Below are 26,006 nucleotides of genomic sequence, written 5' to 3' on the forward strand. Positions count from 1 at the left end.
GCTGCGGCTGCCGGATTGCCCCTGCCCGCCCCTCTTTCCTCCCGACCCCGGAATGACCTATTGCGTCGGCTTTCTTCTCGATTCGGGGCTGGTCTTCGCATCTGATTCCCGGACCAACGCCGGGGTGGATTACATCTCCACCTACAGCAAGATGCACGTGTTTCAGCCGGCAGAAGACCGGTTGTTCGTGCTCCTGGCCGCCGGCAACCTCGCCACCACCCAGGCGGTGCTGAACCGGATCCACCGTGATCTGCTGGCCAAGGGCGTGAGCACCCCCCCTGGCGTGGGCAGTGGCCCAGCGGTGGGCATCGGCTCCAGCCTGATGCAGCAACCGAGCCAACCACCGCAGGAAACGGAGGTGTTCGCCGATTCCTGCCCCATCAGTCCTGATGCGGCAACCGGCTCCACGGCACCGGCTGCCGGACCGCTCGCTGCCTGGGCTTCTGATTTCGCCTCGGTGACCAGCTCCGTCAAAGCCGGGAACCCGTCCTCCCGGGCGGCAGCGGACTGGGAGGGATTGGACCGGCAGGCAGTGGATCGCGCGGCAGTGGGTCGGGAGGGAGTGGGTCGGGAGGGAGTGGATCGAGAGGCCGTGGGTCTGCGGGACTCATCCCTGCCCGACCTGCTCAGCGCCCGCTTCCTGTTTGAAGCGGCCGACTATGTGGGTCGCGTCAGCGTGGCGGTTCAGCAGGAATACGGCCATACCCTGCGGCAGTCGGGAGCCAGTGCCGAAGCCAGCTTCATCCTGGGCGGCCAGATCCGCGGTGACCGCCATGGCCTGGTTCTGATCTACCCCCAGGGCAACGCGGTGATGGCCACCCGCGAAACCCCCTTCCTGCAGATCGGTGAAAGCAAGTACGGCAAGCCTCCGCTTGATTTCGTGGGGCATTGCGGCCTGTCCCTGGAGGATGCGGCGCGGCTGTGCCTGATTTCCCAGATCATCACGCGACGCTCCAACCTCACGGTGGGCCCGCCGTTTGAGGTGGCCCTGATGCCCCGTGACGAGCTTCGGATCTCGCGCCGCATCAAGCTCTCCAAGGGGGCACCGGAGATCGGCCGCTCGATGGACATCTGGGCCCGCAGCATGCAGGACGGCCTGCGCCGCCTGCCGCGTTTCGCCTGGGAAGAGGATCCCCTCTGACTCAGCCCTCGAGCCTGCCGCCCAGCTTGTCGGCCACGGTGTTGACGTCTTTGTCGCCGCGGCCTGAGAGGTTGAGCACCACCTCCGTTCCGGGGGCAAGGGTGGGGCAGAGGGTCTCGAGCCAGGCGAAGGCGTGGGCGGTTTCGAGGGCCGGAATGATCCCCTCGAGTTCACACACCAACTGCAGCGCCCGCAGGGCTTCGGCGTCCGTCACGGCACCGTATTCGGCCCGGCCGATCTCCTTGAGGTAGCTGTGTTCGGGGCCCACTCCCGGGTAGTCGAGGCCGGCGCTGATCGAATGGGCCTCCTGGACCTGGCCTTCGCTGTCCTGCAGCAGCAGGCTCATGGCGCCATGCAGCACCCCGACGCGCCCTTCAGTGATCGTGGCGGCGTGGCGACCCGTGGCCACACCGTCGCCGGCGGCCTCCACCCCGATCAGGCGCACGGAGGTGTCCTCCACGAAGGGGTGGAACAGGCCCATGGCATTGGAGCCCCCGCCCACGCAGGCGATCAGCACGTCCGGCAGGCGACCGAAGGCCTCCTGGCACTGCGCCTTCGCCTCCCGGCCGATGCAGGCATGGAAGTCGCGCACCAGCATCGGATAGGGGTGCGGCCCCGCCACCGAGCCGAGGATGTAGTGGGTCGTCTCCACGTTGGTGACCCAGTCGCGGATGGCCTCGCTGGTGGCGTCCTTGAGGGTGGCGGTACCCGCGGTGACGGGTTGCACGGTGGCCCCCAGCAACCGCATGCGGAAGACGTTCAAAGCCTGGCGGCGCATGTCTTCGGCGCCCATATAGATCACACACTCCAGGCCGAAGCGGGCACAGACGGTGGCGGTGGCCACGCCATGCTGGCCGGCGCCGGTCTCGGCGATGATCCGTTGCTTGCCCATGCGCATGGCCAGAAGTGCCTGCCCGAGGGCGTTGTTGATCTTGTGGGCGCCGGTGTGGTTGAGGTCTTCCCGCTTCAGCCAGAGGCGCGGACCGCCTTCGGGACGGGCGTAGTGGGCCGTGAGTCGTTCGGCCTCGTAAAGGGGCGTGGGCCGGCCCACGTAGGTGCGCAGCAGGTGATTCAGCCGATCGGTGAAGCCTGGATCGGCCCAGGCTTCGGCCGCCGCCTGCTCCAGTTCCGCCAGGGCCGGCATCAAGGTTTCGGGCACGTACTGGCCGCCATACCGCCCGAAGCGACCGGCCGGGGTGGGCCGTGCCGACGGGTCGAGGGCCGTGGCATCGGGCTGCCCCGGGGCTGGGGTCTGCGCTGACAGGGTGCTGGTCACCGGCGGCTGGACGGGGTGATCCCAGCGTAGGAAGCCGTGCTCAGGGCGGTGGCGGCGGCGCCACCGGCCAGCCGGGCGGTTCATCGATACGCAGCCAGTCCGGCTCGAGGGTGCAGTCGGCTGCTCCGGACACGGAGGAACGGAGGCTGTCGGGTCGCAACGGCGCCTTGCGGCAGAGAGCGGCGGCAGGTTCGCCCTGCAGGCCGATCCGCAGCATTTCCAGCTGCAGGGGGGGAAGATCCACGGTGGGGGCGTTGGCGGAGTGGAAGGGCGGTGCGCTGGAGTGGGTGGTAGCGAAGGATGGAGCCATGGCCAAGGGGGGCTGGACCGAATTCAGCAGTGGCGGCAGCCGGCCGGAAAGCCTGCAGCGCGCTGGTGCGGGGGATGCCGCCGCCCAGCCACGTGCCCAGCAGCGGGTGCGGGTGCAACGCACCAAAGCGGGCAAGGGCGGCAAGCTGGTGACCGCCATCACCGGGCTGGAGATCGGCGAGGCTGAAAGCAGGACCCTGCTGAAGCAGCTGAAGGCCTCCGCCGGTACCGGCGGCACCCTCAAAGATGGCGTGATCGAACTCCAGGGCGATCAGGTGGCCGCGGCTCTTTCCGCCCTTGAGCAGGCTGGTTTTCGGCCGAAGCAGGCAGGGGGATGACGCGAGCAGGGCCCCTAGGGTTGTGAGATCTCAGAGATTCCGCTGTCTTACCGATGCAACTCTCGATGGTTGATGCGTCGGTGCTGCCGCTGACGCGGACACTGACCAATCTCGCCGCCGTGCTCGCCAAGGGGCAGGCCCACGCGGAAGCCCACAGCATCGATCCGGCGGTGCTGCTGCAGAGCCGCCTCTATCCCGACATGTTCCCCCTGGTGCGTCAGGTGCAGATCGCCTCGGACATCGCCCGCCGAGGGGTCGCCCGGCTGGCCGGATCCGAAGCGCCAGCGGTGGAGGACAGCGAAACCAGTTTCGCCGAACTGATCGAGCGGCTGCAGCACACGATCACCTTCATCGAAAGCGTGCCGACGGAACAGCTGAACGGCTCGGAAGAACGGCTGGTCACAGTGCCGATCGGCCGCGATCAGACGATCACGATGCCGGGCTGGCCCTTTCTGAGCAGCTTCGTGCTGCCGAACGTCTATTTCCACGTCACCACCGCTTACAACATCCTGCGCCACAACGGTGTTGTCCTCGGCAAGCGCGATTTCCTGGGCGCATCCTGAAATCTTCGCCTCCAGCCCATTGCCATCGACACGATGCCTCTCCATGGGGTGGGCAAGGGTCCTGAGGCGCCCAGGCCAGGCTCAGATCTGAACGGCCACCGACACCTCCGCCAGGGAAACGGCGCCTGGATCGGGGTGGCCGACGCTCCTGGCGCCATGGGATCGGGCTCGACCCAGTCGGGGCAACAGCTCGGCTGTGGCCTGGGCAGCATGAACTGCGCAGCTGGCCGCCTCAGACCAGGCCCTGGCAGCCGACTCCCCTTGGGCGATACCGCTGCTCAACCGTTCCGAGAAAGGGATCAGGGCATCGACCAGGGTCTTGTCGCCAGCCTGGGCCTTGCCGAGATTCCGAATGGCGCCAAGAGCGGCGGCGACGGCTCCGGCCAGGGCGGTTGGATCCAATCGATCCGCCGCGGCGAGGGCATTGCCGGCAGCCGCCAGACCAATGCCCCAGAGGGCACCGGAGCTGCCGCCGCCCTGCTCAGACCAGGCCTCTCCGGCTTCCAGCAAGACACGGGCCACGCTGCCCTGGTCGTCCACCGCCCGCTGGGCAGCAGCCACCGCCCCACCGACGCCCCGCACCATGCCCAGGCCATGGTCGCCGTCTCCTGCGATGGCATCGAGCTGGCCCAGCTCCTGGTGGCTCGCCTCCAACGCTGCCTGGGCCTTCTGGAGGCCCTCCAGCACCCGACGGGCCCAGATCAGCTGATCCCCCTGGCCAGCTGGACTGTCGCGCGCTGATGCCGGCGGAATCGGGGCAGGAGCGTCTGCCTCCCGTTCCGGAGCGGTCGTCGGGCCGAGTGTCGGATGGCCGCGTTGGAAAGCAGCGCTGTCGGCTGGGGCTTGCCAGAACGGCTCGAGCTCATCGTCGAGCCAGAAGAGACTGAGAGACAGCCCGGCCATCTCCAGGCTGGTGACCAGTTCGCCACATTCGGCATCGACGATCCGCACGCCCCTGGCCTCAAGATTGCTTGCCACCGCATCGAAGAGGCTGAACAGCTCCTCATATTTGAACCCGCCCAACCCGTTGAGCAGCACCACTACCCGAGCCTCCTGGGGCGGTATGTCATCCGGGCTTTCCGCCAGCAGCGCAGCCACCAGCAGCTCCGCCAGTCCGGCAGCGTCGGGGAGAGGACGCTCCTCCAGCCCCGGCTCGCCGTGCACGCCCAGCCCCACGGCCATGCGACCCGCCGGCACAGAGAACAAGGGAGACTCCGCCCCCGGCAGGGTGCAGCCGCTGAAGGCCACACCGAGGGTTCGGGTGCGGGCATTGGTCCGCCGGGCCAGCCTCTCCACCGCATCCAGGTCCAGGCCTGCTTCGGCAGCCGCACCGGCCACCTTGTACACCGCCAGCCCGCCGGCAATGCCACGGCGCTGATTCATGGCGGAGGGCGGGGCACTGGCGATGTCATCACTCACCGCCACAATGCGCACATCGTGGCCCTCGGAACGCAGGCGTTCCGCCGCCAGGCCGAACTGCAACATGTCGCCGGTGTAATTCCCGAAAGTGAGCAGGAAACCAGCGCCCCGATTCACCTCACGGCTCACACTGACGATCTGGCCAGCCGACGGCGACGCGAAGATGTTGCCGCAGGCGGCACCGGCGGCCATGCCCATCCCGACAAAGCCCATGAACGCGGGATAGTGGCCGGACCCACCGCCGGTCACCACGGCCACCCGTCCCCTGACGAGGCCTGAGGCACGCACGACACCACCCGCCACGGCCCGCACCCGGCGGCGATTCGCAGCCACGAACCCAGCCTTGGCCTGTACCGCAAAGCGGCCGGGATCGGTGATCAGGTGCGTCATGCTCTGAGACCCCGAATGGGGCCGTCCGGATCGTCAGCATCAGCATGGACCCTGCTGCTGTTGCGGCCCAGGAGTTTCATGACAGCGTCATGCTGTACCACCCATCTCACTACCCAGGACCATCGGGACGGTGCCGAACGCCGCGGTCACTCACAGGCCGTGAGGCCGTCGTAGCGACCGTGGCGGGGGTGGGCAGGATGATCACGGCCGGCAGCGACGTAGAGCCGCTGGAGGATCAGAGAGGGGACTGGCTCAAACAGGCCTAGATGGCGAAGGTAGGAAATGAGGGCATGAACCATCCGGCAGCTCACACAGGTCGACCTCATTCCAATCAGACCATCGGACGACGTCTGTATGAAAATCATCCAAAAGGCCTGGTGAAATCCAGATCTGTAGTGATTGATGCCAGCAAGACGCGTCGATCAATCGATAGTCAGGAGTTCGCAACTGACATCAGGCCATGATCCAATGGCACGGCCTGATGCGGTAGCGGACATCACGACAACCGTTGTTCATGACTGCGAACCAAGACACAATGATCTCTGCATTGCTGGCTGCCAAAAAAGCCAAGGGAATGAGCTTTGCCGACCTGGGCGCCAAGCTGGGCCGCGACGAAGTCTGGGTAGCCTCCCTGTTTTATCTCCAGGCCACCGCCTCGGCGGACGAGGCAACCCAACTGGGTGAGCTGCTGGACCTGGATGCGGAAATCATCGCTGCATTGCAGGATTTCCCTACCAAGGGATCGCTGGATCCGGTTATTCCCACTGATCCATTGATCTATCGTTTTTACGAGATCATGCAGGTGTACGGCATGCCACTCAAGGATGTGATCCAGGAGAAGTTTGGCGATGGCATTATGAGCGCGATCGACTTCACCTTGCACGTGGACAAAGAAGCCAATCCCGCCGGGGACCGAGTGAAGATCACCATGTGCGGCAAGTTCCTGCCTTACAAGAAGTGGTGATCCAGGCGCTGCGCGTGCCCACCGGCCGAATCAGCCAGTAACGAAAAAGGACCCGTCGCAATGCGACGGGTCTGATCGTTGGAGACCTTGCTGATTGTTGAAAGCCGTTGAGAAAGTCGACTTTTAAATCAGCTTACCCAGATCATCAACGGGCGCCAAGCTCGGCAGCCAACTCACGCTCAAGCTTCTCATCATGCACCGTGGGCAGCACATTGCTGACCGTTGTGCGATGGGTGCTGTAGAAGAGCATACCGATGAACACCATCCCACCAACAATATTTCCCATGGTGACAGGCAGGTAATTCCAAAATGCAATCTGTCCGAAACTTACGCCAGAGCCCAGAAGAGGCCCCGTGGTGTGCAGGAACATGTTGACCACGATATGTTCCATACCGAGAGCCTGGAATGCCGTGATTGGCAGCCAGCAGGCAAGGATCTTTCCAGGAACACTTTTGCTGACGAGCGCCAGAGTGACACCAAGGCAGACCAACCAGTTGGCAATAAGGCCTCGGACAAAGGCAAGAAAGAAACCAAGGACACCGAGGGACTGATACTTGACGATCACGTTGGCTTTATTCAGGCCGATGATCTTGTTGGCGACCGCAACCCAATCCCCTGACCCTGCAGCCAGATCTGCAGTTCCACCACTTGTGAGGCTGATGGCAAACAGGATGCCCACCAGGCCTGTACCGAGGAAATTGCCGATCCAGACCCAGATCCAGTTCCGGATGGTTTTGCTCCAAGTGGTCTTACCTGCCCAGACCGCCATAGGAAGCAAGGCAAAGTTACCGGTGACCAGTTCCATGCCGAACAACACGATACTGGCGAATCCGAAAGGAAAGATCAGAGACCCGATCCACGGTATTCCGGTCTGAACCATGATCGTGAGGGCAAGGCACAAGGCCAGACCGAGAACGGATCCGGAGTAGAAACCTCGCAGCAACAGATTCTTGATGCTGACGCCGGATTTCTTGCCGCCGGCAGCAATCATGCCGTCAACGAGTTCATTTGGTAAGACGTAATCCATCTTTGAGGTGCTACTGAATTGGAACTGGGAACGAAAGAGTTAGGCGCCTCAGCCACGGATGGCGTTGATGAAGCAACCGATCAGCCCACTACCTGGACGGTGGCCTGCCTGGACAACCCTGTCGGGTGCCATGAAGTGATGGCCATGGGAAGAGAAAAAGCAGCTGTGGAATCAAGTTGGCGCCAACTAAGCAGAGCCTGCCGGTAGGGCCCCAGGGAAATGGACGATGAGACTACGCCTCAGTCAAGATGTCCAGCCAGAGGGAGCACTTCAACAGGGAAGGTACTGGAACAAGACAGACGACGAAGAAGCGAGAAGCATTCACTGCCCCGAGGGGTGGACGCAATAACGTCCAATGTTGACCTGTCGGAAACAAGCGAGATCAACGGAACTTGTCTAGGTGCTGCCAGAACGAAGTGTTGTGACAGATGCTACAGAAGATCAATCCTGGCTGCCCAGGGGCTTCGGAGCTCGTGGCACAACCGTGCTGATCGTCTCCCATAGAGGTGCCGGCCTGAAAAGTCACAGAGTGGGCAATGTGTGCGCAGCGCCGCTTCCCCATCAAGCATTCCGAGCCCGTCGCGTTAAAGGCTTGTCAGCGATCTGACGGCTGTGACGAGGTCCTGATTCCCTTGATAGACAGATGAATGTGGACATGGGGAGAGTGAACACCCTGAGCTTTTCAACGACAAGACCGCGTCGGCCAGATCATGGCCGGGGTGAATTTCCTGCATGGCTGATCTCTCCTGAATGGTTGACTCTGGGCTTCATCCAACCTCGATTCCCAGCCCACGCACAGCTCACCCCCGGACTGGGAATGCTCCAGCAGTGAGTCACTGGCATCAGTGCATTTCAGAGGTCTTTCGGTCGAAAGTCCAGACCGAATCCGAAGCGAGTCTCACGGGCCCTGCAACGAGGCCTTCCCGATCACCCGCGCCTCAAGCCATCCATTCCACCAAGCCTCCACCTGGGTGCCGCCGGTCCGGATGGATGATCAGGGCCTCTCCCGCCACAGGCGGGAGGCTTGCCGCTCTTCCAGCCCTCCCCCATGCTTCGCCTCGCCCAAGCCCTCGACAGCCAGCTGTGTGCGGCAATGGAGCGGGCGTTTCCGCAGGCCGCCGCCGAGGCCCGTGCAGATGGCCGGCGCCTGGATCCCCAGTTGGCAGCGGCCAGCAAGCCCGAATTCGGTGATTTCCAGGCCAACGGCGCCCTGCCCCTGGCCAAGCCCCTGAAGCAGCCGCCCCGTGCCATCGCCACGGCGATCGTGAACGAACTGGCGGCGGATCCAGCCTTCGCGGAACTCTGCCTGGAGCCCCAGATCGCCGGGCCCGGCTTCATCAACCTCACCCTGCGTCCTGAGCGGCTCACGGCCGAGGTGGCGGCCCGTCTTGGGGACCCCCGCCTGGGCGTTCCCGCGGCTGCGGAGGTGGGCGGAGGCCAAGGCGGCAGCGATCAAGGCGGCGGAGCACCGGCGGCTCCGGTGGTGGTCGACTTCTCCAGCCCCAACATCGCCAAGGAGATGCACGTGGGCCATCTGCGCTCCACGATCATCGGCGACTGCCTGGCCCGGGTGCTGGAGTTCCGCGGCCACCCGGTGTTGCGCCTCAACCACGTGGGTGACTGGGGCACCCAGTTCGGCATGCTGATCACCCACCTCAAGCAGGTGGCCCCCGAGGCGCTGATCACCGCCGATGCGGTGGACCTGGGCGATCTGGTGGCCTTCTATCGCCAGGCCAAGCAGCGCTTCGACGACGACCCCGTCTTCCAGGCGACGTCCCGCGAGGAGGTGGTGAAGCTGCAGGGGGGAGATCCGGTCTCGCTGAAGGCCTGGGGCCTGCTCTGCGACCAGAGCCGCCGGGAATTCCAGAAGATCTACGACCGGCTCGACATCCGCCTCAGCGAACGGGGCGAATCCTTCTACAACCCCTACCTCGAGGCCGTGGTGAGCGACCTGGAAGCCACCGGTCTGCTGGTGACCGACGACGGCGCCGGCTGCGTGTTCCTGGAGGGGGTGAGCGGCAAGGACGGAAAGGCCCTGCCGGTGATCGTGCGAAAAAGCGATGGCGGCTTCAACTACGCCACCACCGACCTGGCGGCCATCCGCTATCGCTTTGCCGAGCCCCCGGCCGGCGATGGCGCCCGCCGCGTGATCTACGTGACGGATGCTGGTCAGGCCAGCCATTTCGCCGGCGTGTTCCAGGTGGCCCGGCGGGCCGGCTGGATCCCCGCAGACGGGCGGCTGGAGCATGTGCCCTTCGGCCTGGTGCAGGGCGACGACGGCAAGAAGCTCAAGACCCGTGCCGGCGACACCGTGCGCCTGCGGGATCTGCTCGATGAAGCCGTGGAGCGGGCAGGCACCGACCTGCGCCGCCGCCTGGAGGAGGAGGGGCGCCACGAGGAGGAGAGCTTCATCACCCAGGTGGCCACCACCGTGGGACTGGCGGCGGTGAAGTATGCCGACCTCAGCCAGAACCGCACCACCAACTATCAGTTCAGCTTTGATCGGATGTTGGCGCTGCAGGGCAACACCGCCCCCTATCTGCTCTATGCCGTGGTGCGGATCGCCGGCATCGCCCGCAAAGGCGGCGACCTGGCGGGCCAGGCGGAGGCCTCCAGCCTGCAGTTCAGTGAGCCTCAGGAGTGGGCCCTGGTGCGAGAACTGCTGAAGTTCGACGCGGTGGTGGCCGAGGTGGAGCAGGAGTTGCTGCCCAACCGGTTGTGCAGTTATCTCTTTGAACTCAGCCAGGTGTTCAACCGCTTCTATGACCAGGTGCCGGTGCTCAAGGCTGAGGAAGCCGCCCGCCCTGGACGCCTGGCGCTCTGCCGCCTCACGGCCGACACCCTGCGGCTGGGGCTGGGGCTGCTCGGCATTCCCAGCCTGGAGCGGATGTGAGCGCTCCTGGCAGCAGGTCATCCGGCCTTTCCCAGCGGCGACCGGTCGGCGCAGGAGCCGAAGCTGCCGCGGAGATGGGGTTCATCGAGAGGCAGGGGTCCGTCACCTGCTTGCGGCGTCGTTCGGGCATGGGACTCCAGAATCCTTGCCTCCATGGCCATGGTCAGCCGATCACTCCTGAATCGATCACCACACGGCCCGCAAGAGCAATCTGAGCAATGATGCGTTCAGACAGTGTTCCCCAGATGATCGGGATCGAGACGATCCAGAGGGGCAAGTCCTGCCCCTACGGCACAACGAACAGCGAGCTCACATCGGGTCTGATTGAGCGCATCGGTGGCAGCCCAAGCACTGTTCGTCTTGAGCGCGAGACCAGGCATCGTGGCAGTCAGTGATCAGCTCTTCGGGAGTTGGATCAAGGCCCAACGCCCAAGCTCGGAACCGGCACGCCCGTGATGGGCATGAGCTTCAAGGCGGATTGACACCGCCATCAGCGGCATCCGCCGGTTGAAGCGGCGGCACCCCCATCGCCGCTCGCAGCTTCTCCAGCGGCTCATCCACGTGCTCCCAGAAGTTCCAGGCAGGGTTGAACGTGTCGCCACTGGTGACATCGCCGCGGTTCCACGCCACCCAGAACTTGCGCGCATCCAGAGCTCCCGTGGCGCTGCCGGCAGGCTCCACGAGCGGCACGCCCAGGTGCCAGCTCACGATCACCGGCAGGATGTGCCCAGCCAGCGCCTCCACTGGGTGCATACCGGCAGTGAATGTGCTCACCAGCAACTCCCCCTGCGGCGACGTGCCGTAGCCCGAAAGCAGGTGGGCGGCATCATGGGGCGTGGTGAAGGCTTCGGCCACTGCCTCCTCCATCCCAGCAAAAGGGAAACCGTTGACGCGGTAGAAGTCGTGAAAGGCCCGCCCGAAGGTCCCGGGTGGCTTCGCAGCCAGCGCCTCATAGCGCTGGCTGAGTTCCGGAGCCGACGCATCCCGGTAGGGCAGCAGCCACTCACAGAAGCTCGCCACGTCCTCCACCCACTCGCCGGTGATGCTGGCCCGGTTGCGGCGCAGCATGTCGGCCCGCACCAGCCCCAGCTCGCCCTGCACCAGCGACTGCAGATCGCGGACTGCCGGCTCCTCGACCCCGAGGGCCTCGGCATAGGCAGCCACCCGCTCGGCCGCAGCGGGCGACACCTGCCCATCCACCGTGGCGATCACCACCAGCGGCACGATCACCTCGCTCCCCCGCTCCCCCAGACCCTCGGCCAGCTGGGCCGGCGAAACGCGCTCAAGGCTGTGGAGATCCAGTCCGGTACCGATCCGGAACACCAGCAGCGCCGCCGAACACAAGGCACTGCGATCGAGGGCGGTGAGTTCACCATCGCCAGCCCGGGCCACCTCCGCCATCGCGCCAAGGATCAGCCTGGCCTGCTGCTCACTGCCATCGAAAATCACCGGCCACTCCCCTGCCGTGGATCACACCATCCTCAGGCGGGAACCGTCGCTCGGCAATGCAGAGAACTGAGCGCCGGAGCTGGCGATGGTTCAGGGATGGGCGAGTTGTGATCACGGCAACGGTTTGAACTGATCCTGGGGCTCAGAGACTGGCTGCCCGGGCTGCTTTCGTTTCAGCAAGTGTCGCCTCGACAGGTAGCTCAGCGCCGTTGCGAACACCAACAGGGCCAGCCCGGGCTGGATCGAGACATGGGCCTGAGCCGCCAGTGGCCATTCGGGGCAGGAGAAACTGGCCCTGAACTGGCTGAGGATCTGCAGCAGTCCGCTGAAGATCGCGCAGAACATGAGCACGACCACTAGGGGGAACAGCACCAGGGGCGTGACCACCCCGATCAGGGCAAGCACGAGACCAAGGACCTGCAATCCTCTCAGCCAGAGCAGAGTCCGGGTCGTCATCCCAGCGCCTGGGAGCAACCCGTTCAGCAGTAGGGCGAGTAGCAGGGGCAACAGCAGGGTCAAGGCCCAACGGAACGCTGCGGCGACGGATTCAGGCACAACCATGGGGAAAGAAGCATGACCCGATCATCTCTGCGTCGGGAGTTGACTCAGCCCCATATTGCGAAGCTAAGGTCCTGAAGGCCGAAGGGAAAGGCAGGCGATCCTGCCGTCCAGGATCCAGGCCTTCGGGGCCTCACCTGGGGCAATGCATCAGGACAACTATCAGTGAGTCGTGCAGCAATGGATGCGCTCAGAGCAGTCCGGCGCATGCTGTTGCCGGCCAGCAGCAGTCATCCATCTATTAGTCTACGAATGGCGAGACTCAATCAGTTGCGAGGACGTGCACCTCAGGATCTGCATCAGATACGACTTAGAGGTAACGCGAATAAATGGACCCGCCTTAACTTCGATCAGATCAGCGCGGAAGCCTAGCCGCACTGCCTTGTGGCGTCGAGTGGAGCGCTCTATCAGGCACTTTATCCGCCAGCAGAAAGGCTAACGCGAACAAGCAGATCGCCGGCGCCAATAGTTACCAGAGCCTAATCATCACCATCCCCGTATATAACGAGCAAGGACGAATCCTGTCCTTACCCGGCATTGGCAAAGTGCCTTTGGCCCAGCAGTAGCCAACCATGCCAGCGAAACCGCCCGAAGAAATCAGACCAAAAGCCAAACAATTCAGCGCAGAATCTTGAAACAAGGTTCCAAGACCATGATTCGACTTATCACTGAGAAAAACGAGTCCTGCCCAAGCAAGTAAATGCCGCCGGCGAATATTCCGAGCGCCAGGAGAAGATTCCGCTCACCTGCAGATCGACCGCCAGATGGCTGAGGAACGCCTTCACCTCAGCGCTGCCCATCTCTCGCGGTAGCGCTGGATCAGGCCTCCCTACGCTGCCGTTGGTCGTCGCCCCGTTCCGCCTTGCCCGCCAGCCTGCCTCCAGGACCCAAGGCCCGGCCCGAGGTGGAGTCGCTGCAGTCCTACAGCGCCCCCCTGGAGGGCAGGCGCGGCCTGCTGCGGCTCGATTTCAACGAGAACACCGTGGGGCCCAGCCCCCGGGTGGTGGAGGCGATTCGCGCCATCCCGGCCGACCACTACGCCATCTACCCGGAATACGACGGCCTGCGCGAGGCGGTGGTAGCCAACCTCAGTGCCACAGCCCCAGGGCTGGTCCGGTCACTCGCCCCTGAGCAGGTTGGCCTGTTCAACGGCGTGGATGCCGCGATCCACGCCCTGTTCCAGGCCTATGGCGCGGCAGGAGACCGGCTGCTCACCACCAGCCCCACCTTCGGCTACTACACCCCCTGCGCCCGGATGCAGGGCATGGCGATCGAGGCGATTCCCTACGAGGAGCCGTCGTTCACGTTCCCGCTGGCCGCGATCCAGGCCGCGCTTCAGCCACCGGCGACTGGTGCTGCGGCTGGCGATGAAGCCCAGGCGAGCTGGACGCCACCTCGCATCCTGTTGCTCTGCAACCCCAACAACCCCACCGGCACCCGGCTGGCACCGGAGCGGGTCCTGGAGCTGGCGGCGCTGGCACCCCACACCCTGGTGGTGGTGGATGAGCTCTATGAGGCCTTCACCGGCGACAGCGTGCTGCCGCTCCTGCTGCAGGCCAGCGGCGCCGCTGATCCGTTTGCGGCCTATCCGAACCTCCTGGTGCTGCGCTCCCTGGCCAAGACAGCCGGCCTGGCGGGGCTGCGCATCGGTTTCGCGATCGGGCCAGCAGCCGTGGTGGACCGGGTGAGCCGGGTCACCGGCCCCTACGACATCAACAGCTTTGCCGTGACTGCCGCCCATGCCGCCCTGGCTGACCAGCCCTATGTGGAGGCCTATGTGGCGGAGGTGCTGCGGGCCCGGGACTGGCTGGTGCAACGCCTGCGGGAGGCCGGTGTGCGCCACCACGTGGACGGGGGCAACTATCTGCTGCTTTGGCCCCAGGGGGATCCGGCTGAGGTGGAGGCCGAGTTGCGGCGAGCCGGCATTCTGGTGCGCTCGATGGCGGGCAAACCCCTGATCGATGGCTCCCTGCGGGTGAGCCTTGGAACGCTGGACCAGATGGAGTGCTTCTGGGCGGCCTATGCCGCCATCGAGCTCAGCGCATCACCATGATCTCGGTGCCCTCACTCAGCTTGCCCGGCAGGGTCACACTGCTGCCCACCCGCTTCACCGGGGTCCCGGCCATGGCCTGCAGAAAGGGCTCGACGCTGCCCTGGTCGCAATCCGGCTTCTCCTTGCCGCTGTTGTGCTGAACGGGGATCACCCTGCGAGGCTTCAGTTCCCGCACAACCTCCGCCGCCTCGGCACCGGTATAGACCTTCGCGCCACCGCCGACCCCGATGATCAGCACATCCGGTGTGCCCAGCAGCACCCGATCGGCCGGGGCCAGCCTGGCGGCAGTACCGCCCAGGTGAGCGAAGGTGAGTCCACCCTGCTGCCAGCGCCACAGGGTGGACTGCCCGAAGCGGCGGCCCCCGACCCGGTCATGGGGTGCGGCGATCCCCTCGATCTGCAGGCCCGCGACGCGATAGGAACCCGGAGTCACCAGCATGCGGCCGCTGGCCACCGGGGCTCCTTCATCCAGCAGGCGACTGCTGGCCAGGATCACATCGGCACCCACCCGCGGCTCGCTGAGTCCCGCGGCACAACCCACGGCCTTGAACGGATTCACCAGCACGGTGGCGCCGCCGCCACGGATCAACAGGGCGCTGTGGCCATAGCTGGTGATGGTTACCCCGCCTGCAGCCAGCGCAGCCGGGGTGAGGGCCGCTCCTGCCAGGGTGGTTCCCGCCAGCACGCTGGTGGCCGTGAGCGTCGCCAGGGGGCGGAATCGGCGGAAACCGGCAACAGCCATGGGATGGGGGAGGCGGCCCCAAGGGCCCTTGCGTGGCGCGAAACTAGCAGCGATGGGGCGCCAGAACAGTTTGGCCGGGCTGCTCAGCGACTGGCCTGGCGCTGGTTGCTCGGATGCAGGCTCGCCTGCCGCAGAAAGTTGGCCAGCAGCGCATGGCCGTTCTGGGTGAGCACGCTTTCGGGGTGGAACTGCACCCCCTCGATATGGGGATGGTCACGGTGGCGCAGGCCCATGATCGTGCCGTCGTCGAGCCAGGCCGTGATCTCCAGGCACTCCGGCAGGCTGGCGCGCTCGGCGATCAGGCTGTGATACCGCGTGGCGGTGAGGGGATCAGGCAGGCCGGCGAACACCCCTTCGCCGCCATGGCGCACCGGAGAGGTCTTGCCGTGCATCAGCTCCGCCGCCCGCACCACTCGCCCTCCATACACCTGGGCAATGGCCTGGTGGCCCAGGCACACCCCCAGGGTGGGCACGGTGGGGCTGAGCTGCCGCAACACCTCCAGGCACACACCCGACTGATCTGGATCGCCCGGGCCGGGGGAGATCAGAATCGCGGCTGGGGCGAGTTCCCGGATCTGCTCCAGGCCGAGGGCATCGTTGCGTTCCACCCGCAGCTCAGCAGCCAGGGGATGGTCCGTCGCCAGCTCGCCCAGATACTGCACCAGGTTGAACGTGAAGCTGTCGTAGTTGTCGAGGACCAGCAGCATGGGAGCCTTCGGGCGCCGGCAGGCGCCGCATCGATCGCCCCATTCAACGTTGCCGCCTCAGCAGCGGGATGGCTTGGCAGGGCGCAGCCTCAGAGGCCCAGCCGCAGCATCAGCGGCGGCAGCAGCAACAGGCCCGCCACCAGCAGCGAGGCCAGGGCCGCCACCAGCACAGCGGCGGCGGCGCAGTCTTTGGCGATCTTGGCCAGGGGGTGGAAGGATCGCCCGATCGCCAGGTCGACCACGGCTTCGGTGGCGGTGTTGAGCAGCTCCAGCACCAGCACCGTCGCCACCGTGAGCACCAGCACCGCGAGCCGGTCGGCGCTCAGCCCGAGCCAGAGGCCCAGGGAGAACACCACCACCCCCGTGCCCACATGGATGCGGAAGTTGCGCTGGCTGCGGAAGCCATAGATCACGCCCTGCGCTGCGTAGCGAAAGCTGGAGGGCAGATCCCCTGCCACGGTCCAGGCACCCAGTCGGGGTTTGCGGCTGCGGGAAGTCCCTTGCGTGCTCATCGCCAGGCCGCTGGGCTCATGCAGCGTGAGGATGGGGGGCTCGTGCGGAACCTGCATGGCATCGGTACCAGCAACGCGTCTCTTGGCGCACCCTACCGCCGGTTTTCGGCCTGACCAGTCCTGATCAAACGCTCCTGCAGGGCCAGCATGGCCGCGAGGCTGGGCTCATCGGGATGGTCCCAGCCGAGCAGGTGAAGCAGGCCATGGCTGGCCAGGAACAGCAGCTCATCCTCGAGCGTGTTGCCAGCATCTCCGGCCTGGCGAGCGGCGGTTTCCAGCGAGATCACGATGTCGCCCAGCTCCAGGGCCTCCAGCTCCATCCCAGCCGCCATCGGCAGATCGGGGAACTGTTCGCCTTCAGCGGTCTCCTGGGCGGCGAAGGCGAGCACGTCCGTGGCGCCATCCTTCTGCCGCCAGGAGGCGTTGAGTTCGGCGATTGCGGCATCGCTGCAGAGGCTCAGGCCAAGGCTGTAGGCCGTTGCCTGCAATGTGCCGGGCAGCTCCGGCCTCAGCTCCGCCAGCCAGCGCCCCAGGTGCTCGCTCCAGGGTTCCAGCCCCGCCACGGCATCGGCCAGGGGCGCTGCCGCTGCCAGCAGAGCGGCTTCCAGGCTGTCGTCCGCCTGGAAGGCCAGGTCAAGGTCGAGCTCGTTGGGGTCGATCTCGATGGTGGAGTCGGCGGGCATGGCGTCAGCCCGTGGGGGGCAGGGTGGGCCGGCCCAGCCAGGCGATCAGCACCAGAAAGCCGCACAGGCCCAAAGCGGTGAGGCCGAAATGCACCAGGCTCTGGCGTCCCTTGCGCACCATGTTGCGCATGGCCAGCTTCACGAAACTGGCCGGTGGCGCCTGCGGGTCTGGTGAAGAATCCGGCATCAAGGAAAAGAGACGGGAGAGCGTTCGTTTGCGCCTGTTCAGTGTCGGCGTTTCAGACGCCGATCGTGAGCCCGGAGGTTCAGTCGGTTGCTTCAGTCCTGCGCATCGGTCCGGCGCCTCAGTCCGGCGCTTCGGTGGCCATCTCCACCCCCTGGTGCAGCAGGCTCTCGATGAAGGGGTCCAGGTCACCATCCATCACGCCCTGCACGTCGGTGGTTTCGTGCTGGGTGCGCAGATCCTTCACCATCTGGTAAGGGTGGAACACGTAGTTCCGGATCTGATTACCCCAGGCCGCTTCCACGATGTCGCCACGGATGTCGGCGATTTCAGAGGCCCGCTGCTCCTGGGCGATCACCAGCAGCTTGGCCATCAGCAGCGCCATCGCCTTCTCCTTGTTCTGCAGCTGGGAACGTTCCTGGGTGCAGCGCACGAACAGGCCGGTGGGGATGTGCAGGATCCGCACGGCCGTCTCCACCTTGTTGACGTTCTGGCCGCCGGCACCGCCCGAACGGGAGGTGGTGATCTCCAGGTCCTTGTCCGGGATGTCGAGTTTCACCTCCTCATCCAGCTTCGGCATCACCTCCACACCAGCGAAGCTGGTCTGGCGCTTGTCGTTGGCGTTGAACGGCGAGATCCGCACCAGCCGGTGGGTGCCCTTTTCATTGCGCAGGTAGCCGTAGGCGTAGCGGCCCTCGATCTCGATCGTGCAGCTCTTGATCCCCGCCTCCTCCCCTTCCGAGAGTTCGTCCACGGTCACCTTCATGCCGTGGTCTTCAGCCCAGCGCGTGTACATGCGCATCAGCATCAGGGCCCAGTCCTGGGCGTCGGTGCCGCCGGCACCGGCATTGATCGAAATCACGGCGCCCTCCTTGTCGTAGGTGCCGGAAAGCAGCCGCTCCAGCTCCCAGCGGTCCAGATCGGAACGCAGGGTGGCGAGGCCGCTGCTGGCCTCCTCCAGCAGGTCATCGTCGGGCTCCAGCCCGTACAGCTCCAGGGTGGCTTCGGCGTCGTCCACGGCGCCGCGCCAGCGGGCCAGCTGCTCGAGCTGGCTCTTCACATCGTCGAGCAGGCGCATCTGGCGGCGCGCCTCCTGCTGGTCATCCCAGAAATCGGGCTGGGAGGCCAGCTGCTCGAGGTCGCGCTGGCGGGCTTTCAGGGCCGGTACGTCAAAGACAGTCCTGGGCATTGCCCAGGCGGTCGGTGAGCTCGGACAGATCGCGTTTGAAGTCGGTGAGGTCGAGCACCGTGGAGGGAGGTCGCATGGGGCGACCGTATCAGCGCAGTTGCTCGTCGAGCCAGTCGAAGACGATCTCCTCCGCCACCTGGGCACCCACCGGCTGATCGTGCAGGGAGGCCCCTTCGGCCGCCGTGAGACGCACCAGCCGCCTCTGGCTCGGAGGCAGGGCGGTCAACAGGGCAAAGGCCTGCTCCGACTGGTCGGCAAAGGCCCAGTCCCCCTGGTTGGCCAGCACCAGGCTGGGAATCCGGATGCGCTGCCAGTCGCTGCGGAAATCGAAGGGCAACATCGCTTCGAGCAGGCCGTAGTAATCGGAGGGCGGCTGGCCCGCCCTGGCCTCCAGCAGCACCTGGCGGCTGAAGATCTCGCCCCGCTTGTGAATCTGGAACCGCTCGGTCGGGCTCAGGGAGGGCCAGGCGGCCTGCAGGCCGGCATTCACCTGGCGGCGCACCTGCTGCTGCTCGCGGCTCCCAGCCCCCTGGCTGCGTTGCACGGCGGCCATGCTGGTCTGATCACCCCAGAGGGGGGCAAAACTCCAGGCCGCCGGTTCGAACACCACCGCATCCAGCCCGCTGAGCGCGGCCGCGGCCCGGGCGCAGAGCATGCCACCGAAGGAGATCCCGATCAGGGCCACCCGCCCCACGTCGCTGCGTTGACGCACCGCATCCAGCACCGGACCCACCACCTGGTCCCAGTCGGGGGCAGGGCTGCCTAAAAGTGTGATCAGCCCAAGCTCCCTCGGCTGGCCACGCCGCCAAGTGCCAGCATTCCCTTGATGTCGTAGGCCAACTCCCGCAGGCCTTGGCGGATCGAGCGGTAGCCGCCCCGCCGCAGCAAGTTCATCACGATGGTTCGCAGGAAGGCGAACACCGGGGCCCCGATCCGGTTGGCGTAGCGATGAGCGTCCTCACCCAGCTGGACGTCACGGGCCCAGTGCCATTCGTTCTCAATGCTCCAGCGCTGACGGATCAGGCGCAGCAGGGCTTGTGGCGTGGTGCGCACGCTGGTGAGGAACAGGTGGTGCCTGATCTTGCGCTTGCCCTTGCGGGTGAGGGTGCCTGTGATCACCTCAACGATCCAGGCGCTGCCGGGCCAGTTGGCTTTGATGTGCTCCGGTGCCTCTCTGGCTCGCAGTTCCCAGACGGTGTCGCGCCCGTGGCGCTTCTCGTGATCTGTTGCAGTGAAAGGGATGTGACGCTTTCCCTGGAACTGGCAGCCGATCTGGCGGTAGAGGGTCTTCTGGTTCGATTTGACGGTCAGGAGCACGTCGGCCCCCTGGGAGAGGCACCAGCGAAAAACGCCTGCGTCGTGTGCAGGGCATCCGCCTGGATCAACACGCCATCGAGATCCAGGCTGCTGAGCAGCTCTTTCAGCGCCGCACGCTCACTGGATTCGTGGGTGTCATAGGTCGTCTGGGCCAGGGCGACGCCAAGGGCCCGGGCGTACACCGTGACCTGGGCGACAAACCGGTGACTGCCGTCTTCTGTCTCCACGGCAGAGCCGCGCAGGGTCTTGCCATCACACACCAGCTGATCCAGACCCGTTGCCCCGCTTGGGACCTGGCTGATCATCCAGGCCTGCAGCACCTGGCCAAACTCCTGCAGGCGGGCCTTGTTGAACAGGTAGAGGAAGGTGGCATCGGAGGGCCAGCGCTTGAAATTCAGGCCCAGCGCCTGGTTGAGTGCCTCACGGTGCCGCCGGGCAAAGGCCTCCAGATCACGGGAGCTGCGGCAGCCGCTCAGGATCCCGAGCACAGCCACCAGCAGCAGGAACCACTGCGGGTAACGCACCCCGCGGCGGCAACGCCCATCCGGGATGGCCTTGAGGAAGCTGATCAGGTCATCCGGTGCGGGCTGATCGACTCCGGTGGAGCGGGTTTCGGGCATTGGGGGCACTGAGACCCGCCGACCAAACCCAATGCTGGCAGACCTGCCAAGAGCTACCAGGACAGACTTTTAGGCGGCCCTGCAGTCGGGGGTGAAGGGGATCTGCCGCTGGAACAGCAGCGACATCTGGCCGGGCCCCTCGAACAGGACAACGTTGTATCCCCGGGCCAGGGCAGCGGTGACGCCGAACTGCATCGTTTCGACGTTCTGCCCGTCGCTGCCCTCGCTGATCAGCACCGTGGGGCGCGCTCCGCTTCCGCCAGGGGCGGGGAAGAAGGTGACAGGAAGCTCTCCGAAGCGCGAGGCCACCACGAACCGTTCGACCCGGGGCTCCAGGAGGCGGATCGCCTGCAGCCAGCGGCGCTGGGCAGAGGCAAAGAGAGCCTCCTCGCGCGCGCCATCGCCGCTGCCGAGCACGAAGAACAGCTGCTGGGCGGCGCAGGTGGCGGCGCGGAACCAGCGGTGGCGGGCGGTGACGGGGTGCGCACTGGCCTGCTCGGCCAACTGTTCGAGCCGATCTCCGGCGCTGCCGAAGGCCTCGACCAGGGCATCGAAGGCAGCCGTGGGCGGATCGGAAGGGTTGCCGCTGCGGGCACGGATCACCTGGGCGATCCGCAGCACTTCTCCCACCTCCGCCGTCTGGGAGCTGGCACCGCCGAGGGCGAACAGAACCTGGTCGTTGAAGACGGGCGCCGCCAGCAGCTGCAACGGCGTGACCGGCAGTCCCGAAGACTCGCCTGCCGACGGCCTGGCCTGCGCCCTCCAGGGAACCGTGCCGGCCACTGCACTCGACGCCGCGACCAGCAACAGGTGGCGGCGTGTCCATGTCATGGCCCAGCCCTCAGCCCCCTGATCACCATGCCCAGCCGTGCCGCTGTTCACTTCTAGGATCCACCCTTCCGCCTGAGTTGAGGAGATGGCCGCCAACGTTGAGATCTACACCTGGCGGTATTGCCCGTTCTGCATTCGCGCCAAGCAGCTGCTGGAGCGCAAGGGAGTGCCCTACACCGAGTACGGCATCGATGGCGACCATGCCGCCCGGGCGGCGATGAGCGAGCGGGCCGATGGGCGCACGAGCCTGCCCCAGATCTTCATTGATGGCCAGGGCATCGGTGGCTGCGATGAGTTGCATGCCCTCGATCACAAGGGCCAGCTCGATCCCCTCCTGGGCAGCTGACGGTGAGCGTCCTTCCGCCCCCCGGTTCCGCCTCCCAGCTGTTCCTGATCGATCCGATCGCCCGGCTCAATCCCGCCAAGGATTCGAGCGTGGCCCTGATGCAGGCGGCTCAACGGGCCGGCCAGGAGGTCTGGGTGGCCACCATCGCCGACCTGTCGGCCGCGCCGCCAGTCAGCGGCGTTGACGACCGCGGCCATCGTGCCTGGGTGTGGGCCCAGCCGGTATGGCTGGAGCCGATGGTGGCCGATCCGGCGGGCTGGCAGGTGCCCCAGCCCTGGTACCGGGCCGAGCCGCCGCGGTTGCTGCCCCTCGAAGCGTTTCCCCGGGTCTGGATGCGCAAGGATCCGCCCGTGGACGAGGCCTACCTCTATGCCACCCATCTGCTGGAGCTGGCCGAGCGCCAGGGGGTGCGGGTGCTCAACCGGGCCGCCTCCCTGCGCGGCTGGAACGAGAAAGTCGGTTCCCTGCGCTTCAGCCACCTGATGGCGCCCTCGCTGGTGAGTGCCCGGGTGGAGCAGTTGGCCGCCTTTGCCGCCGAGCACGGCGATGTGGTGCTCAAGCCCCTGGGTGGCCGGGCCGGTCAGGGGGTGGTGCGCAGTGCGGCCTCAGCCCCCGGACTCACGGCCCTGCTGGAGCTGGTGACCCAGCAGGAACGGTTGCCGGTGATGGTGCAGGCCTTCCTGCCGGGGGTGACGGCCGGCGATAAGCGCATCCTGCTGGTGGACGGCGAACCGCTCGGGGCCGTGAACCGCAAGCCCCTGCCGGGTGAGTTCCGCAGCAACCTGGCGGTGGGTGGGGCGCCGGAGGTCACCGAGCTGACGGAGGCGGAGCGGCGGATCTGCGCCGAACTGGCCCCGGTGCTGCGGGCGGAGGGTCTGTTCTTCGTGGGGATCGATGTGATCGATGGCCGCCTCAGCGAAATCAACGTGACCAGCCCCACCGGTGTGCGGGAAGTCGAACGGCTGGCGGGGCAGCCGCTGGCGGATCTGACGATCGAGCGGTTGCTGGCACAGGGCTGAAGCAACCCCACCTGAACCACGCCGGCGCGCCCCCTCAGAGCCCGTTGCCGCACTGGCGGCAGAAGCGGGCATCGCCCTGGTGCCCCCCCTTGCCGCAGCTGGGGCAGCGCCGCACCGGCTCCTGGCGGCGGCGTGCCTGCTGAATCCCCACCGTGAGGATGCCGGTGGGCACCGCGATGATGCTGTAGCCCAGCAACATCACGATCGAGGCGACGAAGCGCCCCAGGGGGGTGACCGGCGCGACATCGCCATAGCCCACGGTGGTCACGGTGACCACGGCCCAGTAGATCCCGACCGGGATGCTGACGAAGCCGCCGGATTCGCCCTCGATCAGATACATCAGAGCTCCGATGATGACCACCAGGAGCACCATGGTCATCAGAAAGACGATGATCTTGCGCCGGCTGGCCACTATCGCCCGCCAGAGCAGCTCCGATTCCTGCAGATATTCGCCCAGCTTGAGGATCCTGAAAACCCGCAGCAGCCGCAGGATGCGTACCACCAGAAAGTATTTGGTTCCCGCCAGCATCAACCCCAGGAAACTGGGCAGGATCGCAATCAGATCCACCACGCCGAAGAAGCTGGTGGCATACCGAAACGGCTGACTGGTGCACAACAGCCTCAGCACGTATTCGAGACCGAACAGCAATGTGAAGCCCCATTCCAGCCCCTCGAAGAGATGGGGATGGCTCAAGGCCACGCGGCTGTCGCTTTCCAGGATCACCGCCAACACGCTGGCGCTGATGGCGATCAGCAGCAACAGGTCAAAGGCCTTGCCCGCCGGCGTGTCCGCCTCGACAATCACCCGATGGAGGGTGGCGCGGCCAAAGTGCTGGCGCAGCAGCAGGCCACTGACCAGCAGACCGCTCAGCAGCAACAGCAGAACGAGCAGGGGGGCCATGGCCGGCTAGGGGCAGGAGCGGTGCAGAAACCCGCGGCAGCGCTCGTGCATCAATGCGGCATCGGAGCCAGCGGCAGATTGAGCTGCTGCTGCAGCACCCCCAGCTTGAGGGCGACCTCCTGCAGTTCCCGCTCCGCCACCGAGCCCTGCACCAGGCCGGCGCCGGCGGTGAGTTCCAGCTCGCGGCCGCGCAGGGTGCCACTGCGGATCGCCACCCGCAGCTCGGCATCCCCCTCGCTGTCGATCCAGCCCAGGGGCGCGGCGTAAGTACCTCGCTCGAAGGGCTCGAGGCTGCGCAACCAGGCCATGGCCTCCCGCCGGGGCAGGCCGGCCACCGCCGGAGTGGGATGCAGGGCCGCGGCCAGGGCCAGGGGTTGCTGTTCCCCGAGGCTGGCGGTGATCGGGGTGTGCAGATGCACCAGCTGGCCGTGGCGGGCCAGCCGCGGTCGCCGCGGCCGGCGCGGATCGAGGCCGGCCTCGCGCAGCACCTCGGTGATCGCCTCCACCACCAGCTCGTGTTCATGCCGATCTTTGACGGAGCCGGGCAACAGATCGGCCGCCGGGCCGATCGGAGCCGTGCCGGCCAGGGCATCGCTGCGCAGCTGGCCCTGGCGCACCGTGAGCAGCCGCTCCGGTGACGCGCCCAGCAACACCCCACCCTGGGCCTGCTGCCAGAGGAAGCGACAGCTGCCGGGCTGGCGCAGGCGCAGCTGGGCCAGGAGCAGGAGGGGATCCAGGGGGCGATCCAGCTCCAGCCGCTGGCGCACCGCCAGCACCAGCTTGCGCAGCGCCCCCGTCTCCACCAGCTCCAGGCCTCGAGCCACCGCCTCGCGGTAGCCCTCCTGCCAGGGGGAGCTGTGCAACAGGCGGACCCCCAGCAAATCGCCCGCCGGTTCGGAAGACGGCGGCAGTGTGCGCAACAGCTCGGCCTGCTCCCAGAGCTCCTCCGCCACCGAGCGGGGGGTCACGTCGCCGCCGAGGCTGCGCTGCAGCCGCAGCCAGCAGTGGCGCCCCTGGCGGCTGAGCTGCCAGCGCGGCAGCACCGCCTCCACCCCGGCCACGCCCTGGCCGTCCTGCAGGGGGCTGTCGAAGAAGGAGAAGGCCAGCAGCACCCGCGGCCTGGCCAGGGGCGGGCAGGCCTGCGGCGCCACCGCCAGCCGGCTGAGGCTCACGGCGCTGAAGCGCTGGGCCAGCTCGAAGCGACGCGGTCCGCTCAGCTCCAGACTGTGGGTCTTGCCGCTGGCGGCCAGGCAGAGGCCGGGGGCGCTGTCCCAGAGGAAACGAAACCGCTGGCCGTTGGGCAGATGGGCCAGCAGCGCCATCGGGTCTCGCGCGGCCAGCGGCAACGCCAGGCTCAGCACACCGTCGTCTTCCAGCTGGCTGGCCCCCTGGGCCGCCGCGGCAAGGAGCTCCGTGAAGCTCGCCTCCGGCAGGGAGGGCTCCGCGAGAAACGACGGGAGTGGGGAGGTGACGCTGGGTGGAGCCTGCACCGGGTGGCGCCGAAGCGGCTGCTCAAATGTATGGACCTTCTCGCATCAGCAGCTGCCGGCATCCATGTCCGAGCCCCAGGTCGTCGCAAGCCTTCACGCCGCCGAGGCGCCACGGCAAGGGCCACCGCTGGATCGGCGCCGCCTCTGGAAGGCGGCGATCAAGTGGCCCATGTATGCCGTGGCGGTGATGCCGGCCCTGATCGCCGCCGGCTGGCGGCTGGGTCGCGGCCTGCCGATGCGGCTCGATCAACTGCTGCTGTTCCTGCTGGCGGCCGTGCTGCTGCTGGCCTGGGAGAACCTGGCCAACGACGTCTTCGATGACGAGACCGGCGTCGATACCCAGGGCAAGCCCCACTCAGTGGTGGCCCTCACCGGCCGGCGCGACCGGGTGGCGGCCCTGGCCAACGGGGCCCTGGTGCTGGGTCTGTTGGTGATGGCCGTGGTGGCCCTGCGCAGTTCCACGGCGGTGCTGCTGCTGGTGCTGGCCTGCTGCGGACTGGGTTACCTCTACCAGGGGCCGCCCTTCCGCCTTGGCTACCGGGGTCTGGGGGAGCCGCTCTGCTGGCTGACCTTCGGCCCCTGCGCCACGGCGGCGGCCCTGCTGGCACTGGCGCCGGTCGCCGAGGCCGGTGGGGCGGCGGGAGTCACGATCCCCTGGGCCGATGCCCTGGTGCTGGGGGGAGGTCCGGCCCTGGCCACCACCCTGGTGCTGTTCTGTTCCCACTTCCATCAGGTGGAGGAAGACGCCACCCATGGCAAGCGCTCACCGGTGGTGCAGCTCGGCAGCGATCGGGCGGCGACCCTGGTGCCCTGGTTTGTGGCGGCCACCCTGGCCTGGGAGTGGGCACCGGTTCTGCTCGGCTGGTGGCCCCTCACGGCCCTGCTCGGTGCGATCGGTCTGCCGCCGGCCCGGGCCCTGATCCGCCTGCTGCGCGAGCACCATCATGTGCCCGAGCGCATCAGTGGCAGCAAGTTCCTGGCCCTCCGCTTCCAGGCCCTCAACGGCCTGGGGCTGGCCCTGGGCCTGGCGCTGGGGCCCTGGCTGGCGCGGGCCGGGCATTGAGCTACAGCCCTGGATCAGGAGC

At 66.5% G+C, this 26,006-nt stretch carries 30 protein-coding genes; 10 read left to right on the forward strand and 20 right to left on the reverse strand.

What is annotated here, in order from left to right; all coding sequences use genetic code 11:
- The first annotated feature begins 52 nt into the window (after positions 1-52).
- Positions 53-1,141 (forward strand): 20S proteasome subunit A/B, encoded by a 1,089-nt coding sequence (locus H8F24_RS19055; RefSeq protein WP_231598051.1) that lies wholly within the window; start codon positions 53-55, stop codon positions 1,139-1,141.
- Between the two features lies 1 nt (position 1,142).
- Here H8F24_RS19055 and trpB read toward each other — a convergent pair whose 3' ends face one another.
- Both trpB and H8F24_RS02675 read right to left on the reverse strand, forming a co-directional pair.
- Positions 1,143-2,405 carry a tryptophan synthase subunit beta gene (gene trpB, locus H8F24_RS02670; RefSeq protein ID WP_197171951.1) on the reverse strand — a complete coding sequence of 421 codons (1,263 nt, stop codon included), beginning with the start codon at positions 2,403-2,405 and terminating at the stop codon, positions 1,143-1,145.
- Between the two features lie 52 nt (positions 2,406-2,457).
- Positions 2,458-2,727, reverse strand: a complete 270-nt coding sequence (locus tag H8F24_RS02675; RefSeq protein ID WP_197158563.1) for a hypothetical protein — start codon at positions 2,725-2,727, stop codon at positions 2,458-2,460.
- Between H8F24_RS02675 and H8F24_RS02680 the strand changes: the two genes are divergently transcribed.
- Positions 2,726-3,064 (forward strand): translation initiation factor, encoded by a 339-nt coding sequence (locus tag H8F24_RS02680; RefSeq protein WP_197158562.1) that lies wholly within the window; start codon positions 2,726-2,728, stop codon positions 3,062-3,064. The two genes, H8F24_RS02675 and H8F24_RS02680, sit on opposite strands and share 2 nt — an antisense overlap.
- Before the next feature lie 53 nt (positions 3,065-3,117).
- Positions 3,118-3,627, forward strand: a complete 510-nt coding sequence (locus tag H8F24_RS02685) for a DUF1993 family protein (protein ID WP_197170838.1) — start codon at positions 3,118-3,120, stop codon at positions 3,625-3,627.
- An 81-nt stretch (positions 3,628-3,708) separates the two neighbouring features.
- Here the strand turns inward: H8F24_RS02685 and H8F24_RS02690 are convergent, their stop codons facing one another.
- Together H8F24_RS02690 and H8F24_RS02695 are read right to left on the reverse strand one after the other, a co-directional pair.
- Positions 3,709-5,436: a dihydroxyacetone kinase family protein gene (locus H8F24_RS02690; RefSeq protein WP_197158560.1), complete on the reverse strand. Its 1,728-nt coding sequence runs from the start codon at positions 5,434-5,436 to the stop codon at positions 3,709-3,711.
- A gap of 146 nt (positions 5,437-5,582) precedes the next feature.
- Positions 5,583-5,735 (reverse strand): hypothetical protein, encoded by a 153-nt coding sequence (locus H8F24_RS02695; RefSeq protein WP_197158559.1) that lies wholly within the window; start codon positions 5,733-5,735, stop codon positions 5,583-5,585.
- A gap of 215 nt (positions 5,736-5,950) precedes the next feature.
- Between H8F24_RS02695 and cynS the strand changes: the two genes are divergently transcribed.
- A complete protein-coding gene (cynS, locus tag H8F24_RS02700; RefSeq protein ID WP_197158558.1) occupies positions 5,951-6,400 on the forward strand; it encodes a cyanase in 450 nt (149 codons plus the stop codon).
- Positions 6,401-6,545: 145 nt separating this feature from the next.
- Here the strand turns inward: cynS and H8F24_RS02705 are convergent, their stop codons facing one another.
- Complete coding sequence (locus H8F24_RS02705; protein WP_197158557.1) at positions 6,546-7,427, reverse strand: formate/nitrite transporter family protein; 882 nt, start codon at positions 7,425-7,427, stop codon at positions 6,546-6,548.
- 1,048 nt (positions 7,428-8,475) lie between these two features.
- On the opposite strand from H8F24_RS02705, the gene argS reads away from it, so the two are divergent.
- Positions 8,476-10,320: an arginine--tRNA ligase gene (gene argS, locus H8F24_RS02710; RefSeq protein ID WP_197170839.1), complete on the forward strand. Its 1,845-nt coding sequence runs from the start codon at positions 8,476-8,478 to the stop codon at positions 10,318-10,320.
- 245 nt (positions 10,321-10,565) lie between these two features.
- Positions 10,566-10,715, forward strand: coding sequence for a hypothetical protein (locus tag H8F24_RS19060; protein WP_231598052.1), 150 nt, complete (start codon positions 10,566-10,568; stop codon positions 10,713-10,715).
- A gap of 73 nt (positions 10,716-10,788) precedes the next feature.
- Here H8F24_RS19060 and H8F24_RS02715 read toward each other — a convergent pair whose 3' ends face one another.
- The 3 genes from H8F24_RS02715 to H8F24_RS19860 form a co-directional block, all read right to left on the reverse strand.
- Positions 10,789-11,769, reverse strand: a complete 981-nt coding sequence (locus H8F24_RS02715) for a hypothetical protein (RefSeq protein WP_197170841.1) — start codon at positions 11,767-11,769, stop codon at positions 10,789-10,791.
- A gap of 111 nt (positions 11,770-11,880) precedes the next feature.
- Complete coding sequence (locus H8F24_RS02720) at positions 11,881-12,225, reverse strand: hypothetical protein (protein ID WP_197170843.1); 345 nt, start codon at positions 12,223-12,225, stop codon at positions 11,881-11,883.
- Between the two features lie 767 nt (positions 12,226-12,992).
- On the reverse strand, positions 12,993-13,127 hold the full coding sequence (locus tag H8F24_RS19860) for a hypothetical protein (protein WP_255518222.1): 135 nt from the start codon (positions 13,125-13,127) through the stop codon (positions 12,993-12,995).
- 62 nt (positions 13,128-13,189) lie between these two features.
- On the opposite strand from H8F24_RS19860, the gene H8F24_RS02725 reads away from it, so the two are divergent.
- Entirely contained in the window at positions 13,190-14,380 is a 1,191-nt protein-coding gene (locus tag H8F24_RS02725; protein WP_197170845.1) for a histidinol-phosphate transaminase, read from the forward strand.
- On the opposite strand, the gene H8F24_RS02730 is transcribed toward H8F24_RS02725, so the two are convergent.
- The 10 genes from H8F24_RS02730 to H8F24_RS02775 all read right to left on the reverse strand — a co-directional run bounded on the left by H8F24_RS02730 (position 14,364) and on the right by H8F24_RS02775 (position 21,165).
- A complete protein-coding gene (locus tag H8F24_RS02730) occupies positions 14,364-15,122 on the reverse strand; it encodes an MBL fold metallo-hydrolase (protein WP_197170847.1) in 759 nt (252 codons plus the stop codon). The two genes, H8F24_RS02725 and H8F24_RS02730, sit on opposite strands and share 17 nt — an antisense overlap.
- Before the next feature lie 83 nt (positions 15,123-15,205).
- Positions 15,206-15,829 carry an aminodeoxychorismate/anthranilate synthase component II gene (locus tag H8F24_RS02735; RefSeq protein ID WP_197170848.1) on the reverse strand — a complete coding sequence of 208 codons (624 nt, stop codon included), beginning with the start codon at positions 15,827-15,829 and terminating at the stop codon, positions 15,206-15,208.
- Positions 15,830-15,918: 89 nt separating this feature from the next.
- Positions 15,919-16,341: a diacylglycerol kinase family protein gene (locus H8F24_RS02740; RefSeq protein ID WP_197159046.1), complete on the reverse strand. Its 423-nt coding sequence runs from the start codon at positions 16,339-16,341 to the stop codon at positions 15,919-15,921.
- A gap of 92 nt (positions 16,342-16,433) precedes the next feature.
- The gene (ybeY, locus tag H8F24_RS02745; protein WP_197170850.1) at positions 16,434-17,024 is read right to left on the reverse strand and encodes an rRNA maturation RNase YbeY; all 591 of its coding nucleotides are present in this window, start codon (positions 17,022-17,024) and stop codon (positions 16,434-16,436) included.
- A gap of 4 nt (positions 17,025-17,028) precedes the next feature.
- Entirely contained in the window at positions 17,029-17,211 is a 183-nt protein-coding gene (locus tag H8F24_RS02750) for a DUF3285 domain-containing protein (RefSeq protein WP_197158546.1), read from the reverse strand.
- Positions 17,212-17,329: 118 nt separating this feature from the next.
- Positions 17,330-18,455, reverse strand: a protein-coding gene (gene prfB, locus H8F24_RS02755; protein WP_197159045.1) for a peptide chain release factor 2 whose coding sequence is annotated in 2 segments (ribosomal slippage) — positions 17,330-18,379 and positions 18,381-18,455 — 1,125 coding nt in all. Because the reading frame shifts where the segments join, the coding sequence is not laid out codon by codon here.
- A 30-nt stretch (positions 18,456-18,485) separates the two neighbouring features.
- Positions 18,486-19,133 (reverse strand): alpha/beta fold hydrolase, encoded by a 648-nt coding sequence (locus H8F24_RS02760; protein WP_197170852.1) that lies wholly within the window; start codon positions 19,131-19,133, stop codon positions 18,486-18,488.
- 38 nt (positions 19,134-19,171) lie between these two features.
- On the reverse strand, positions 19,172-19,714 hold the full coding sequence (locus tag H8F24_RS19865) for an ISAs1 family transposase (protein ID WP_197158713.1): 543 nt from the start codon (positions 19,712-19,714) through the stop codon (positions 19,172-19,174).
- Positions 19,705-20,334 (reverse strand): ISAs1 family transposase, encoded by a 630-nt coding sequence (locus tag H8F24_RS19870; RefSeq protein WP_197170854.1) that lies wholly within the window; start codon positions 20,332-20,334, stop codon positions 19,705-19,707. Before H8F24_RS19870 ends, H8F24_RS19865 begins: the two co-directional genes overlap by 10 nt.
- A 69-nt stretch (positions 20,335-20,403) precedes the next feature.
- Complete coding sequence (locus tag H8F24_RS02775) at positions 20,404-21,165, reverse strand: hypothetical protein (protein ID WP_197170856.1); 762 nt, start codon at positions 21,163-21,165, stop codon at positions 20,404-20,406.
- Between the two features lie 85 nt (positions 21,166-21,250).
- Between H8F24_RS02775 and grxC the strand changes: the two genes are divergently transcribed.
- Both grxC and gshB read left to right on the forward strand, forming a co-directional pair.
- Positions 21,251-21,511: a glutaredoxin 3 gene (gene grxC, locus H8F24_RS02780; RefSeq protein WP_197158544.1), complete on the forward strand. Its 261-nt coding sequence runs from the start codon at positions 21,251-21,253 to the stop codon at positions 21,509-21,511.
- A 2-nt stretch (positions 21,512-21,513) separates the two neighbouring features.
- Entirely contained in the window at positions 21,514-22,530 is a 1,017-nt protein-coding gene (gene gshB, locus H8F24_RS02785; RefSeq protein WP_197170858.1) for a glutathione synthase, read from the forward strand.
- 34 nt (positions 22,531-22,564) lie between these two features.
- On the opposite strand, the gene H8F24_RS02790 is transcribed toward gshB, so the two are convergent.
- Together H8F24_RS02790 and H8F24_RS02795 are read right to left on the reverse strand one after the other, a co-directional pair.
- A complete protein-coding gene (locus H8F24_RS02790) occupies positions 22,565-23,431 on the reverse strand; it encodes an ion transporter (RefSeq protein WP_197170860.1) in 867 nt (288 codons plus the stop codon).
- Positions 23,432-23,481: 50 nt separating this feature from the next.
- A complete protein-coding gene (locus H8F24_RS02795; RefSeq protein ID WP_197171953.1) occupies positions 23,482-24,864 on the reverse strand; it encodes an isochorismate synthase MenF in 1,383 nt (460 codons plus the stop codon).
- A gap of 121 nt (positions 24,865-24,985) precedes the next feature.
- On the opposite strand from H8F24_RS02795, the gene menA reads away from it, so the two are divergent.
- On the forward strand, positions 24,986-25,984 hold the full coding sequence (gene menA, locus H8F24_RS02800; RefSeq protein WP_197170862.1) for a 2-carboxy-1,4-naphthoquinone phytyltransferase: 999 nt from the start codon (positions 24,986-24,988) through the stop codon (positions 25,982-25,984).
- The last annotated feature ends 22 nt before the right edge of the window (positions 25,985-26,006 follow it).

Origin of the sequence: Synechococcus sp. CBW1002 (assembly GCF_015840915.1) — a bacterium.
GTDB lineage: Bacteria > Cyanobacteriota > Cyanobacteriia > PCC-6307 > Cyanobiaceae > CBW1002.

What these genes read in the sequence shown, in the direction of transcription:
- ybeY (WP_197170850.1), bottom strand. Translation starts at nt 17,024, where the DNA reads ATGCCCGCCGACTCCACCATCGAGATCGACCCCAACGAGCTCGACCTT.
- H8F24_RS19870 (WP_197170854.1), bottom strand. Translation starts at nt 20,334, where the DNA reads ATGCCCGAAACCCGCTCCACCGGAGTCGATCAGCCCGCACCGGATGAC.
- H8F24_RS02705 (WP_197158557.1), bottom strand. Translation starts at nt 7,427, where the DNA reads ATGGATTACGTCTTACCAAATGAACTCGTTGACGGCATGATTGCTGCC.
- H8F24_RS02740 (WP_197159046.1), bottom strand. Translation starts at nt 16,341, where the DNA reads ATGAGCACGCAAGGGACTTCCCGCAGCCGCAAACCCCGACTGGGTGCC.
- cynS (WP_197158558.1), top strand. Translation starts at nt 5,951, where the DNA reads ATGACTGCGAACCAAGACACAATGATCTCTGCATTGCTGGCTGCCAAA.
- argS (WP_197170839.1), top strand. Translation starts at nt 8,476, where the DNA reads ATGCTTCGCCTCGCCCAAGCCCTCGACAGCCAGCTGTGTGCGGCAATG.
- H8F24_RS19055 (WP_231598051.1), top strand. Translation starts at nt 53, where the DNA reads ATGACCTATTGCGTCGGCTTTCTTCTCGATTCGGGGCTGGTCTTCGCA.
- H8F24_RS02775 (WP_197170856.1), bottom strand. Translation starts at nt 21,165, where the DNA reads ATGACATGGACACGCCGCCACCTGTTGCTGGTCGCGGCGTCGAGTGCA.
- menA (WP_197170862.1), top strand. Translation starts at nt 24,986, where the DNA reads ATGTCCGAGCCCCAGGTCGTCGCAAGCCTTCACGCCGCCGAGGCGCCA.
- H8F24_RS02685 (WP_197170838.1), top strand. Translation starts at nt 3,118, where the DNA reads ATGCAACTCTCGATGGTTGATGCGTCGGTGCTGCCGCTGACGCGGACA.
- H8F24_RS02750 (WP_197158546.1), bottom strand. Translation starts at nt 17,211, where the DNA reads ATGCCGGATTCTTCACCAGACCCGCAGGCGCCACCGGCCAGTTTCGTG.
- H8F24_RS19860 (WP_255518222.1), bottom strand. Translation starts at nt 13,127, where the DNA reads ATGGGCAGCGCTGAGGTGAAGGCGTTCCTCAGCCATCTGGCGGTCGAT.
- H8F24_RS02680 (WP_197158562.1), top strand. Translation starts at nt 2,726, where the DNA reads ATGGCCAAGGGGGGCTGGACCGAATTCAGCAGTGGCGGCAGCCGGCCG.
- H8F24_RS02790 (WP_197170860.1), bottom strand. Translation starts at nt 23,431, where the DNA reads ATGGCCCCCCTGCTCGTTCTGCTGTTGCTGCTGAGCGGTCTGCTGGTC.
- H8F24_RS19060 (WP_231598052.1), top strand. Translation starts at nt 10,566, where the DNA reads ATGATCGGGATCGAGACGATCCAGAGGGGCAAGTCCTGCCCCTACGGC.
- grxC (WP_197158544.1), top strand. Translation starts at nt 21,251, where the DNA reads ATGGCCGCCAACGTTGAGATCTACACCTGGCGGTATTGCCCGTTCTGC.
- H8F24_RS02730 (WP_197170847.1), bottom strand. Translation starts at nt 15,122, where the DNA reads ATGGCTGTTGCCGGTTTCCGCCGATTCCGCCCCCTGGCGACGCTCACG.
- H8F24_RS02690 (WP_197158560.1), bottom strand. Translation starts at nt 5,436, where the DNA reads ATGACGCACCTGATCACCGATCCCGGCCGCTTTGCGGTACAGGCCAAG.
- H8F24_RS02720 (WP_197170843.1), bottom strand. Translation starts at nt 12,225, where the DNA reads ATGACGACCCGGACTCTGCTCTGGCTGAGAGGATTGCAGGTCCTTGGT.
- H8F24_RS02695 (WP_197158559.1), bottom strand. Translation starts at nt 5,735, where the DNA reads ATGGTTCATGCCCTCATTTCCTACCTTCGCCATCTAGGCCTGTTTGAG.
- H8F24_RS02735 (WP_197170848.1), bottom strand. Translation starts at nt 15,829, where the DNA reads ATGCTGCTGGTCCTCGACAACTACGACAGCTTCACGTTCAACCTGGTG.
- H8F24_RS02675 (WP_197158563.1), bottom strand. Translation starts at nt 2,727, where the DNA reads ATGGCTCCATCCTTCGCTACCACCCACTCCAGCGCACCGCCCTTCCAC.